Raw genomic sequence first — 13,805 nt, 5'->3', positions numbered from 1 at the left:
ATTGTCCCCTTTTTATGGAAAATAAGCCATAATTTCCCCATCAGGTGAAATGTCTACTCGACTCAATAAAAGATTTCGAACCATATCCTTCTTGACCTGCCTTTTCATTTCTTCGAATCCATGATAGGCTTCTTGGTAATACTCGACAATAGGATTCTTTTGAGCAGCTGACTGCCCACCAATCGCTAGACTCAGTTGTTGAAGGTAGTCCACCTGTTCTACCCAGTTATCATCTATGGCCTTTAACAAGGCTAAACGCTGAAAATCTGAAAAGAAGTCATGAGTTTCAAGAAGCGTTCGTTTCTCTTGTAGACTTTTTTGGATGGTTGTCTCTAAAACTCGTCTAATGGCTTCCTTATCTGTCATATCCAACTCGCGAGGAACTGCATGATAGAGAAAACTGATATTTTTAACGATAAAATGATAGAGTTCCTCTCTACTTTCAAATGCTTCTTCTGACAAGCTTTTTTTTATGAATTCATCTAGTACATCCACAACAAAACCATCTAGATCCTCGGTACCATCAATCAAACGGTTTCTTTGACTATAAATCATCTCTCTTTGGATATTCATACTCTCAGCATACTCTAAGGTTTGCCTTCTTGATGATCTAGCAGCGCTATCGCTTGCCTTCTGCGCTTTTTCTACTAATTTTCGATAGCGTCTTCCTTCTAAAAGTTCTGGGCTTATCTGTTTATTTACGGTATAGTCCTTATACATCTTATGTACCCAAGAAGGACCAAACTTCTTGATCACATCATCTTCCAGTGACACAAAGAATTTTGATAGCCCAGGGTCTCCCTGTCGCCCAGAACGTCCTCTAATTTGTAAGTCAATACGCTTACTATCCATCCGTTCTGTACCAATTACAACTAGACCGCCAAGTTCAGCAACTCCTGGACCAAGTTTAATATCAGTCCCACGACCGGCCATAGAAGTCGCAACTGTCACAGCTCCCATACGACCTGACTCTGCAATCATCTGAGCTTCACGCGTCGCATTATGGGCATTTAAAACGTTATGAGCAATTCCTTCCCGTAACAATAGGGAGGAGTAGAGTTCAGACATTTCTACAGATCCAACAAAAATCAATAAAGGATTACCCTTTTCATGATAATATTTAATCTCAGCAAGTGAAGCATACACTTTTTCAGGTAGTGTAACATAGAGATTGTCTGGATAATCAATTCGCTGATTCGGACGATTTGTAGGAATTCGAATGACTGACATCCCGTAAGTTTCTAAAAACTCTTTCTCTGCAACTTTTCCTGTCCCAGTCATCCCAGAGATTTTTTTAAACTTCTTAAATAAGCTTTGGTAGGTAATGGAGGCCATCGCCCGTGTTTCTTCAGACAAGGGAACATGCTCTTTTGCCTCAATGGCTTGGTGTAAGCCACCCTGTAATTTGGTCATTTCTAATAAACGACCTGTACTTTGATCTAGCAGCACCAGCTCTTCGTCTTTCTCGCCCTTACGAATAATATAATCTTTATCCCTTTTAAACATGGTATGAGCTCGTAGTGCAAAGGTCAAGTGTCTTGCTAGTACACCATGTTCTTCGGAATAGAGGTTATCAATACCCAAAAAACTTTCTGCAGTTCTAGCACCCTTAGTAGTGAGCCATACCTCTTTTTTCTCATCTTTAAAGATATAGTCTTGACCCTCAACTAGTGTTGTCATCAAGGTATCAATAATTCCATAAAAATTGGATTGTACCCTAGGTGAACCTGAAATGACCAAAGGAGTTTGAGCACTGTCCAGCAGCACTGAATCTACCTCATCTACGATAACAAAGTTAAATTCTGGCATATACTTTTTATCTTCACTGGAGGCTAGATTATCAACCAAATAGTCAAAACCAAGACCGCTATTGGTAGTATAAATAATATCCGCTTTATAAATTTCCTGCTTATCCTCAGCCGTTAACTCTTCATCCTCGTCTTCAGAAAAAGGAATACGAATGGTCAAACCTAGGAACTCATAGACCTGTCCCATCTCCTCTGCATCACGCTTGGCAAGATAGTCATTTGTAGTCACTAGCATAACACCTTGCCCTGATAAAGCATTGAGATAGACTGGCATCGTAGCGGTCAGAGTTTTCCCCTCGCCCGTATTCATCTCCGCAACATTCCCTTGGTGAATGACAATTCCCCCCATGACCTGTACATCGTAGGGAAACATTCCTAAGATTCGTTCATCAGCCTCTCTGACAACTGCAAAAGCTTCTACCAGAAGATCATCTAAAGTTTCTCCAGCAGCCAATCTCTCTTTAAATTCTTGAGTTTTTCCTGCTAATTCAGCATCTGTTAGCGAAGCCATCTCATCTTTTTTTAGATTGATTTGATGCAAGATTTTTTTCACCTTGCTCAACTGTCTATTATTTTTCCACATCTTGTTCAGAATAGTCCTCTTCTATTGAAAATGAATGAAAGTCAACTGATTGAAAGCCTGCGCTCAACAGTTGTACTTTGTAATGATAGGCGTCTTCAGGATAAGTAAAGGTGAAATCAAAGTTTTTTTCTATTACTTGACCAACTTGCCTATCATAACGATTCATAAAAATGAGTCTAAAATATAAACCATTTTGAGGTTGAACAGTCATCTGACTAGCTAAACGGTAACGATGTCCCCTTTTCAAAAGAGGTAATGTCGGGGTTAAGCGATTCCCTTGAAAGTTAAAACTTGAGGTCCACTCATGAATCATCGTACCAGAATTCATCATACTATTTTCAAAATAAACATGATTACGTGAATGATATATAACGACTGAACCATATAAAAAACTATTCTCTTTCAAGTCACCTAAACTGGCTCCCTTAAATTCTCCCCAATAAATCTCTTTATTCCGTTTGATAATCATTAAAACTTTCTCCCAAAATCTTGCTCTAATATCATCTTATAAAAATTCATGAACCAAGTTATAGTTGTATCATTATCATCGTTATGTCGACCCGAGGTTCCTTTTACCATAATACGAGCACCCGTATGATAGAGGTTTTCAACTAAGTCATCATAAGCACGTGGATCATAGTCTTCCTCTTTCATATAAGAAAGGCCAAAAATTGTTTGACTAAAATCTGCCTGTTTAAAAGGAGTCCAGAAACGGTCATCTAAAAATCTCATAGCATCAAAGCTAGCCTCCCCCTTAGAATGGTGCCGTAAAATATCAAAGGCAGTTGGGAAAAGACCTGGTGCCTCAAGCCTGCCTCTCTCTGCTATCAATCCAAGATTGGTCAAGGGTTTTGACACAATAACAGCTCGAGGTTCAAAGAAAGAACTGTAATACATAGCACCATAGGTCCCCATAGATATCCCCGAAAGGATTAACTCCTTATTTGAAAATCCTAATAAATCCAAATATTTTTGAATGACATTTCTAACGCCATTTTCGAGACAGTCATCACCCAAGTAGAAGGCTCCTCCATCTATCCGAGGATCTTGAAAAAGAATGAAAGGCGTACCAAGAGATCTCATCATTCCGAAGCCTTCAAATCCTTCCGCACGTCGATAACCAGAGAAATAGATATTCAAAGGTGGCTTAAAGTCTCCTGGATAGAAAAAGTAATTGATTTCCTCACGCTTTTCATTATGAATGATTCCCCCACCAAGAACATATTTACCAAATTGGTAGCGCGTCAAACGCTGGTGAAGAGCTCCTATTTTCAGACATCCTGCTCCTCTAGCTTCTAAAGAGACACTGATAAATGAAGAAAAATCATCATCCAGTACCAGAGCTGTCTTCATATCTTCAACTGTGAAAACTCGTTCTTTAACAAAGTTAGCAGTGGAGCCATCTTGGATATTTCGAACAATCAGACGAATATCACAAGTCCAATCTTTCTCATATTCGAGCCAAAGTTCGACTGGGTTAAATTCGCTAGCTCGGATATTATACTTCCAACTAATTAAGGGGCGAAAGTCTTGACCATACTTCCCTAGGAGTTCTAGATTTTCATAACCGTTATATCGAACCTTTCCCGTAAAAGCAGGATTGACAATCATATCAATTGGAACTAACTTATCTCCATACTGCCCTCTAAACAGGGCCTTAGATAAGAGTCGCAAAAGTTCTACTGGGTTTGAAAAATCTGTTGCTTGAGCACAGGTTTTTTTCAAAAAATTTTGAACAGCTTTTGATTGAGGCTTATCTGTATCAGGGTAGAAAATAGTATAAGGAGTGATCCTTTTCATCAGTGGCATCAAATCTGATAAATGCTCAGGATTTTCAACCAAAATAGCTGAAAAAGTTCTCAATCCTTCCATTTTCATGACCTTCTTTATGGCAGTCGTTGATCTCGGCCAAAAGAAATGCCAGTCCATATTTTCAGGAAGCTCATAGATATGGCTCCAGTTTCTGCTACCTATCTGCAAAATCTGTAATTTATTGCTCACTCTTTGCCTCCTCTAACCATTTTTCCCACTTATCTACAAATTGATCACCTGTATTTTGTCGAATCTTATCAATTGAATAAATTAAGGCTTGATTCCAATGTTTCAGGGTATCTAAGAAATAGTGCCCAGCTTTACTAAACTCCGATAAATCCGATAGGATATACCCATTTTGTAAATGGGTAACATATTCTGACTCGTGTCGGTTGATTTGAGGGATTCCTGCGCTAATCCCTGCAATCTGTGTGTAAATATTAGCGACTGGATTCAAATCAACAATTAAACGAGTATACTCTAGCTCACGAATTAAGCCCATCTCATCATTTAGATTGATAATCTTAAAGCGATAATCATCTCTGGTATTTTCTTCTAATGTATTTTCTGCATCAGATACTACAGAATCCTTTAACAGATCTCTTGGGTTAAGACGTTCAAGAATGAGCGAATCGAGTTGCTCCTGCAAAGCTTCAATTTGATAACCTTCTGCATTAAATACTGAAAAAACAACCTCTGTCAAGGGATTTTTCGAAACGAAATGCATGATTTCATACAGGACTTCTGGATCTTGTTGCATCTGTATATCTAATTGGACATAAATTTTTGATTCCTTTAATCGTTGGCTAATCCCTAATTTTAAGCGCGTATCAAATGACGGTAAATGATGCATTTTAGAAGCAAATTGGGGATAGGTCTCTTGTAATCGCTCAAGAAAATCTTTCCGATCACTAATCAACATTCTAGACTGTTCTACTACTTGGCGATGAGTTTGTAAATCATCTGCTTGATTTCTTTCAATAAAGAAACTTATAATTTTAGGAGCTTCTTTTGGTAATTTTTCTAACAATTGATCTTGAAACTTGGTATTAGCTGCCAAAACAAATGAATCTCCAATTTGATAGTCTTGATTTAAAAATTTTGCTAAGAATTCCCAAATGACTTCATCTATACTCTCATAAGCTAATTTTTCAAAACGATAGTTTACTGCTGGATTTATCTTTACAATTGGCTCTTCTCCCTGCAAGTTTTCCCTAAGTTGCCACTGGCCTTTTGCATTATAATAATAACGAGTAACTGGTTTTTGATCCTCATACTCTATAAGGCTAGATAAAAATCCACGATCATCAAAATAACAAATGAAATCAACTTGGTTATCCTTAAAGTAAGTGATATAGCTGATAAAACCTTCTGAACCATATTCAATATGAGCATAGAGTGCCCCCTTTTGCTTGACTACAATTAAGAAAGGGGTATAGATAAAGTCACAGTCTTCATCCCATGTCAAGTCTTTTAATTGTAAAGGATGCATCTCCTCAGCTTCAATATTTTGAATAGCATCGAAAACGGAGAAGACATCCGACTCCAACAAATCTTGTCTGTGTAACAAATAACGTAAATGGGGATGATAAGTCAACCATAGCATCTTAGATTCTAATTCTTGGCGTTTAAAAATCCGAATTTGGTGTAAGATATCATCAAATTCTAAGCGATAAGGAGTTCTATACCAAGGCACAATACTAGCTTGCCAAGATGGATTGTTGCGCTCCAAAAAAGGAATGAAATAATACATAGATTCTCCTCACAATTATGAATCAATTTCTAAAAGTGGTCTATAGTTCTCATTTAATGTCAAGGCATCAATTTCTTCCTTGATATTAAATATCATACCATTAAAAATCAAAAATAAGCCTGAAAGCATACTTAGCTGCATATAGCGTGGATCATATAAGACAATCAACATTGGAAATCCTGCCATAAATACGATATAGATAGATCCAATGATCGCAAAACGAAATATCAGTTTCCCGAGATAGCGACTAGTATCTTCTCCAGGATAGATATTATAGATATACTCTCCAGATTTCTTCATCCTCTCAGCAATTTCTTCACTATTCATATTTACAAATGCAAACGCAATTCCTAATATAAATAAAACCAAAATATAAGTGAAGACCCAAATTGGTTGTCCTATTGCAAATCGACTTATCCAAGCTCTGATCCAGGTTTCTTCTGGAAACACCACCTGAAAAAGCATAAAACTATACTGTGGAATAGATACCAAGGACATGGCATACATAAAAGGCATTCCTCCAGCTGGGTTTAGCAAAATATCCAAATAAGAATAACGCTTAAAACGATTATGAATCATAATCTTATTAACAGGAATTCTATAACGTGCTCGCTGAACTCTGACTACAATTGCTAAAAATACGATGGAAAGTATTAGAAGAGCCATAATCAATACAGGACTAACCTGTAATTCTTTTATACTATTTAGGATGTTTTGTGGCATACTAATAACCATGCTGGACATTAAGATAACTATAGACCCCCCTACCCCAAACAAAGAATTCAGATCCGATAACCAAACCAAGAAAAAGGTACCCGCGATCAAGAGTAGAACATTCATTGTCAATACCAGTCCATAATTAACCCCTGACTGAATAGGGAGATTAAGAGTAATAGCTAATGCTTGGATTAAAGCAATAACAAACGTTAGAATCATTTTCCCACGATCTTGAATTTCAATTGGTAAATTTTGAAAACCTAGTTTCTTAGACATACTAAACATCTGCCATAAAATCATCGCCGACATCCATGGAGATAGTCCAACTGAAAATAAGGAAAGGCTCCGAAGGTTGCCACCTGTTATAGCAGTAGAAAAGGCTAAGAAAGCAGCAGTTCCACCCAAAAAACTCGTGTCATTAACGTTTACAAAGGGAAGGGTCATTCTGCTTCCTAAAACGTAAATGAATAAGAAAGAAATTGTCCACAGGACCCGTTTCACAACGACTGATGTCAATTTTATCTTCAATTTTTTCTCCTATTCGATTGATGGGATATTTTGATAAACATAGCTGAATCTATAAATTAATCCTTTGCCAATAATGGCATTCCCTCATCCTAATGGATGAGGGCGATCCATAACTATCATGTTCTAGATATCCAAAACCTGCATCACTGCATCAATCAATAATTTTTTTGTAAAGTAGCCTTGTTTCAAGGCATAACTAACTTTATATACATTTTCAACCATCTGTTGATAAACTTCTGTTGTCGTTTCCTCTACAAGACGACTGGCTTCTTCCAAACTATCCACTACATAACCTAAGCCTTTTTCCCTTATGAAACTGGCATTTGAGAGATAGGATGGCACTACTACTGGAATTCCAGCAGCAAGATAGGTGCTAACTTTATGAGAGATATTCAAGCGATAGTAGTCTGCCTCATCCACTGGATTTTCGCTAGTACCCCATACTAAGCCAAAACCACCCTCTGACAAAGCAAAAAGCAACTCTGGGTCTGTTTTCCAACCTTTAAAGGAAACTCTTGGATTACGATTCTCTTGATTAGTCTCTGAAAAAATATCGAGAGGGGTTGAATAAGCCCAGTTGGCTAGGTGTTCAAAACGATTCACACTACCCGCAAAAGATAGTTTTTTCTGAAAAACAGGTTGTCTCAAAGGATAGTTGTGAACATGGTCCCACATGCCTTGAATAATAATCTTTTGAACTGTCAATCCTTCCTGAATCAGGCGTTCCTTCATGTTTTCTGAAGGAACAACTACTAGATCTGATTGGTTGTACATCTCAATGTACTCAGGCATCAAGTAATAATTTGATGGAAACATGAGCGGTGGTACGTCATGGATAAAGGTTATGATTTTCGTGTTTAAAATCTTACATTTTCTAATAAAGGCCTGATCATACTCTCTACCATTCCACGTAGGAGATTGATAAACGACAATATCACCGTAACCCACTCGAGCCATGACACCATCTAAACGGCTATTTAACTCGCCTTGACTATCACTATAGATATTATAAAAGTAAAAGCCAAGCTCGTGAAAGTCTAACTTTCTTGCAATTTTAACGGTTTCATTCTGGGCAATTAAGGCTGTGCTTTGACCAGACATACCGTAAATATTTGTAATATTTATCTTCATAATTCTATTTAAACCCTTAAGATAACTTGCTTATTATAAATTTCATCCTCAACTAGCTGAATTTCTTGATCAAAATTATGCTCTGCGGTATGCTTGTGTGAGAATTTCACTTTTGAAGTTGCTCCCATCTTAAACCACTCATATTCGGAATCAATATGACCTAAATCAATCGCTTGTATGCCTTTTTTGCTTAAATGGTAAGCCAAAACCTTGGCTGTAGGTCCAAGCATCAAGAATACTAATTTACCAGCCGCATGCTTTTCAATCGCTTCTTGAATAGCCTCAACTTTACTGTAGGCATTTCTAGAAGGGCAGATGATCCGCTCAATTGACTGAGCATTGTCAAAAAGATCGTTGCCAACTCCTGAACGTGAGTTTTCACCTTCGACGATCAAGATATCTCGTTTATCCCAAAGTTTCTTTAATTTTTCAAAGTGAGCTACTGAAGCCGACTTGTCTTTGAGGTCCATATAAGGACGAGATATAAAAGTCGAACCATAGAAACTTGCTGTACAAAATCTATGGTAAGCTTCTTGATAATGCTCTAAATGCTTTTGCCAAAAATCGACTGCTTCAGGATTGTAGCGTTCCAAGCCTTCAAAAACATCAGAAAGACAAACCAGCAATTCTGGAGAGCTTTCAAGTTGAATCATACTTCTAAGCTGGTCTGCCAAAGTCTCATCATAGTCTTGATAAGGAATTCCATGTCCCATCATAATATCCATTTCCCCATCTCCATAACGAATGACAGAAGAATGGTGTTCGAGTATATAATCAAGACTCTGCTGGATATCCAGTACCTTTGGGTAGGATTGCAGCTTTTTTACAGGCAACTCTCCATTTTGACAGTAGGCTTCAATAGCTCGAACCATCTCTTCAGGACGCCCTTGGTCATAGAGGAACTGACCTTGTTCTCCATGGGCTACACTTTCAAATGCAAATACTGGTTTTCCTGCTTGTCGGAAACGTCCAACGATCCCATCAACTTCGATGTCAGCATTGATATCTAGTAAAAAGTCACAGCCTTCAACCAAACTATCAATCAAAGCTGGTTGTCCGGCAATATCCGATAAGACAGAGACATTTGGGTAAGCCAGTAAAGCTGTAATACTATCCGCCACCATAACGGGAGCCGCCACATAAAACTTGACATCTGGTAGATGTTCAATCAAGTAGCCCATATTTCTCAAGTCACTTGAGAAGGTATAGACTAGGGCTGAATGTTGAACCCCTGTGTATTGACTCACCTGATCTTTTGTCAGACAAGGCGTTACCTGACTCATATCAGACCAATCTTGGGCATTATAATACCACCAAACATCTCGATAGATGGAGCGTTCATACAGTCCCCATGGCTTTTTCTCAGTCAGATAATGAATAATCGGTGGATAAGTTCCAGGTTCTGGACGATAATCAGAGAAATGTGTGTGCAAGGTAATGCAGTTATATTTAAAGTCCAAAGCTAACCAACGATCTTTAAATAAGAGATTCAAAATACTTTGGTCATCTTGAGCAACCTTATCATGCAACTCATTAGTCATTTCAATCAGTTTTTTACGAACTTCTTCTTGCTTCCAAAGGCGATTATTGATAAGTAAGACACCTGCGTTGAAGCTATGCTCATTAAAATATACTTGAGCCCCCAGATCCTTGACTGCTGCCAAAGGATAGTCTCCTAATTCAACATCAAATAGAGGACTTAAGTCTCTTGTAACAACCAAGTCACAGTCCAGATATAAGACCTTATCTTCCTCAACAAAATCCGAAATAAAATAACGTAAAAATGTTGCATAGTGAATGTTGGTCTTATATTGACTGATATGAGAACTATTGACACGGGCATTGACGATTTCACAGTCTAGCTTCTTTAATTTACGATTGAGATTATAGAACCATTCTGTCGGAAAATCGCTGTTAATCAGATAAAAACGTAGCCCTCGATTATGACAGCAGATTGATTTAATTGTAGTTAATACCTTATCTGCATATTGGTAGTTGGCTCCTAGTACAATTGCTTTCATATCTATTTTTTCTTTCTTTAACTCTTTAATTGCTTCTATCATTGACTGTGGAGATTGGGAAGAAACCACTGTCTTCTCTAATTGATTTTTGTTGGTCATATCAAAAGTCAATACTGGTCTACCTGCACTGGTATAGCGATTGACGATAAATTCCATCGAACTTCCCTTATGGATATCCAGATAGGCATCTGACTTCTCAATCATTTCATCAATCACTGCCCCAACCATGCTGGGATACAAGTAAACATTAGGATATTTGTCCAAAGCCATTAGAATTGGACCCATATCTGTATAAGCTCCAATATGGAATCCAACATCAGGTAGAGCTTGGGCTAGTTCTTCAATATACAGAAAATCCTGCGAATCTGTAAATGTAAATAGATTGACATTGTGAAGATCATAAACTCTCTTGATGGCAAAACGTCCAGCATAATGGTCAGCAATCTGTTCATAACTAACATCACGAAATGCCCACCATAAATCCCGATAACGATAGCCCATCAGAGTGGACCATGGTTTTCGATAGGTCGTATAATGGATGACCAAAGGTTCTTTATCCAATTCAAAATGTGAATCCCAATGGCTATAGAATGCAATGACATCATGACCAACTTGAAGATTAAAATGCTTATCCAACTCTAACCAATGATTTTCAAACATCAAATTTAATATAGTCTGATCACCATTAAATCTATCATTGGTTGAAAAATCAGGTGAAGATACGTAATCAATTGTCTTATTTATTAATTTAGTAGTGATATCATATTGTCTCCATTTAGAATTATCAATCAATAACATTCCTGCGTTGAAACCAACACCATCTACATCTCGAACAGCAGCAAGATACTTATCACCCAAATCAATATTAAAGAGTAAATCAAGACTACCATTAATAATCAAATCACTATCCAGATAGAGTACTCTCTCCTCTTCAATATAATGAGGAATGAAATAGCGAGCATACGTAATCGCTGAAATATGTTCCTGGGTTTTCCACTCAGAATCAATCTCTTCATCTATACGAATGTCTTCTACAACACTTCCCAATTTCTCCACTTGTACCTTGAGATCATCGAACCAGTCACTAGGAATATTTTGATGGAGAATATAAATTTTAACATTTTGATTGTAATATAGAATAGATTTTATTGTTGTAAGTATCGGGATAAGGTAATTCTTATCTCCCGCAAGAACAACTGCCCTTCTTTCTTCCAAAATATCAAACCCCATTATCTAATCTCCATTTTCATCATTCGCTAGTTGATGACGAATGCTATTAATCATACTCTCTTTATCCTCTAAACTAAAAACTCGAACGTTTTCATCTCTTCTATGGACAACTGTTTCAAAAGAAAATACCGGTTTTCCTATCTCTAAAGCACGACCTACAATATTATCAACCTCTCCCCAATGATTGATATCTAAGTAAATATCTGCTCTATTTAATAAATCTTCGAGAATATCATCATGATGCACATTAGTATAAATATTCACGTTCTCGTAATGATTAAAGCTGTCTAGATAGTCTGAGACATTTGTTTTAGCAGCTATATGAAATGCAACTTCAGGAAGTTCTTGTACAAGATAGTCTAAATGTTCTAAAGTATCTGATGCTGTTAAAGTAAAGGCGTGAAACTGATGCTGTTGTCTAGGAGTGATTTTTAAATCCTCTTGTGCAGTGACAACAGAATTAGCTGGGATATCTTTATAAATTAAAGCATTTGCCCCAATGATAACATTATCTCCAATGGTCACACCTTTTAAAATAACAACGTTAGTTCCAATCCAACAATTTTTCCCTATAGTTATCTTATCAGCTTTAAACTGAATTTTTTCAATATGGTAATTAGAGTATTTATGGTTGTGATCAAAAATTCTCACACCATCACCAAACATAGTATCCTTACCAATTTCAATCTCTTTGCCACAACGAATCGTACAATGATCGTTAAAGAAAACTCTATTTCCTAGTGTCAGCTTAGCATTATTAGACACTTCTAGACTTACAAATGAGCGAAATGTAACATCTGTTCCTAGTTCAATGCTACTAGTAGGAGAAATCTCTATATGATGAAAATCTCCTAATAACTTTACAGAATCTTTAAAATCCATGTTTATCTTCCACTTCTCTTATTTTATTAATCATTTCTTGAACTTGTTCTACTTTATAGATTATCTGTCCAACTTCAGAATATTTTGTATTTTCAAAGGCAAGAATAGGCTTCCCTAATTTTGCAAACTGCTCCATTATTTCTTCATTTTTTTCACCATGATTAATATCTAAAAGAACTTGACTTATCTCAATCAATTCTTGCTCAAGCTCTGATAAATCATTAAATTCAGACAAAAAAGTCACATTGGGATCAACTATCCTCTTAGTCAATTGATCACTAACTTTGACGCTAGTTGAATTTCCGGTAAAGCTTGAACTAGAGACTCTAATTGCTCAATACGATCCGAAAAAGTATAAATTAAACAAGTAACAGGTAGTTTTTGAGGATAGATATGAGCCTTTTTAAGCGTATGTAAATGGTAGTTTTGACCCAATTCTGTCCATTAAAGATTATGATAGTACCACCAAACATCACGATAGTCTTGCATCCCCAGATCATCCCACGGTTTTCTATTCGAAGGATAGTCTTGAGATTTTGGTAGTTTATAATCTGTAAACTGCTTATGACGATAATCTCTAAGTAATTGAAACAGATTTTTATCATAAATCCTTTATTTCTCGATTATCACTTTATATCATCTTTAAACCAAAATCATTATTTCTATGGTTTTATTTCAACTAATATTTAATAATCTAATTCTCCTGAGATTTTTCTTATATCATAAAAATCAATAAATGTTCTAAACAATACAAAGATTTTAAAATGAAAAACTCTACTATATATTATACCATTTTTGTGTACTTTCATAAAGTGAGATAACTCTAAGAACCTTATTTTTTCTAGCTCTGGCAAAAAATATTGAATTTCAATTGCTTTACGAATAGACAAAAATTCAATATTCTCCTCCAATAGCCGAAAACCTCCAAGAATTGTAAAATCCTTGGAGGTTTTCTCATAGCCAAATTAGTCTTTTCTTAACTTTATAAAACAAGACTTATTCTTCATCATCACGCTTACGACGTTTAGCTACTAAACCTAATCCTGTTAGACCTGCTACAGCTCCAAGAAGAGCATTTGTAGCTGAAGCTGTTGTTCCAGTATTTGGAAGTTGCTTATGTGTCTTAGTGGTATCAGTTTGAGGAGCTTGACTAGTTGAAGTCGAATGAGCCATTGATTGGCTAGTACTTACTGACAATGATAGTGATTGCGATACTGATGTGCTGATCGAATCCGATGTAATCACACTATCAATATCTAAGCTATCAAGTGATAAGCTCTCTGGTGTTCCCTTACTTGTAACAACAGATGTGCTTGCACTTGTGCTTGCTGACTCAGATG

At 36.7% G+C, this 13,805-nt stretch carries 10 protein-coding genes and 1 pseudogene; all 11 read right to left on the bottom strand.

Annotation, left to right across the window (positions count from 1 at the left end; all coding sequences use genetic code 11):
• Positions 1–12: 12 nt before the first annotated feature.
• Positions 13–2,391 (bottom strand): accessory Sec system translocase SecA2, encoded by a 2,379-nt coding sequence (secA2, locus tag HMPREF2987_RS09705; protein WP_075230365.1) that lies wholly within the window; start codon positions 2,389–2,391, stop codon positions 13–15.
• Positions 2,378–2,860, bottom strand: a complete 483-nt coding sequence (asp3, locus tag HMPREF2987_RS09700; RefSeq protein WP_075230364.1) for an accessory Sec system protein Asp3 — start codon at positions 2,858–2,860, stop codon at positions 2,378–2,380. The genes secA2 and asp3 overlap by 14 nt, the downstream gene beginning before the upstream one ends.
• Complete coding sequence (gene asp2, locus HMPREF2987_RS09695) at positions 2,860–4,392, bottom strand: accessory Sec system protein Asp2 (protein WP_075230363.1); 1,533 nt, start codon at positions 4,390–4,392, stop codon at positions 2,860–2,862. The genes asp3 and asp2 overlap by 1 nt, the downstream gene beginning before the upstream one ends.
• On the bottom strand, positions 4,382–5,956 hold the full coding sequence (asp1, locus tag HMPREF2987_RS09690) for an accessory Sec system protein Asp1 (RefSeq protein WP_075230362.1): 1,575 nt from the start codon (positions 5,954–5,956) through the stop codon (positions 4,382–4,384). The genes asp2 and asp1 overlap by 11 nt, the downstream gene beginning before the upstream one ends.
• Before the next feature lie 15 nt (positions 5,957–5,971).
• Positions 5,972–7,201, bottom strand: a complete 1,230-nt coding sequence (gene secY2, locus HMPREF2987_RS09685) for an accessory Sec system protein translocase subunit SecY2 (RefSeq protein WP_075230361.1) — start codon at positions 7,199–7,201, stop codon at positions 5,972–5,974.
• 123 nt (positions 7,202–7,324) lie between these two features.
• Complete coding sequence (locus HMPREF2987_RS09680) at positions 7,325–8,332, bottom strand: sugar transferase (RefSeq protein WP_075230360.1); 1,008 nt, start codon at positions 8,330–8,332, stop codon at positions 7,325–7,327.
• Between the two features lie 8 nt (positions 8,333–8,340).
• Entirely contained in the window at positions 8,341–11,583 is a 3,243-nt protein-coding gene (locus tag HMPREF2987_RS09675) for an SP_1767 family glycosyltransferase (protein WP_075230359.1), read from the bottom strand.
• 3 nt (positions 11,584–11,586) lie between these two features.
• Positions 11,587–12,465 (bottom strand): DapH/DapD/GlmU-related protein, encoded by an 879-nt coding sequence (locus tag HMPREF2987_RS09670; RefSeq protein ID WP_075230358.1) that lies wholly within the window; start codon positions 12,463–12,465, stop codon positions 11,587–11,589.
• Positions 12,455–13,074: pseudogene (locus HMPREF2987_RS10545) on the bottom strand (glycosyl transferase); the annotation flags it as partial. The gene HMPREF2987_RS09670 and the pseudogene HMPREF2987_RS10545, both read right to left, overlap by 11 nt.
• A gap of 77 nt (positions 13,075–13,151) precedes the next feature.
• Entirely contained in the window at positions 13,152–13,355 is a 204-nt protein-coding gene (locus HMPREF2987_RS09660; RefSeq protein WP_142995395.1) for a hypothetical protein, read from the bottom strand.
• Positions 13,356–13,461: 106 nt separating this feature from the next.
• Positions 13,462–13,805: LPXTG cell wall anchor domain-containing protein (locus HMPREF2987_RS10540; protein WP_142995394.1), on the bottom strand; the 344-nt coding region annotated here is incomplete at its 5' end.

Source organism: Streptococcus sp. HMSC067H01 (assembly GCF_001814775.1).
GTDB lineage: Bacteria > Bacillota > Bacilli > Lactobacillales > Streptococcaceae > Streptococcus.
The sequence above is the reverse complement of the archived record's forward strand: the minus strand, read 5'-3'. Positions and strand labels throughout refer to the sequence as shown.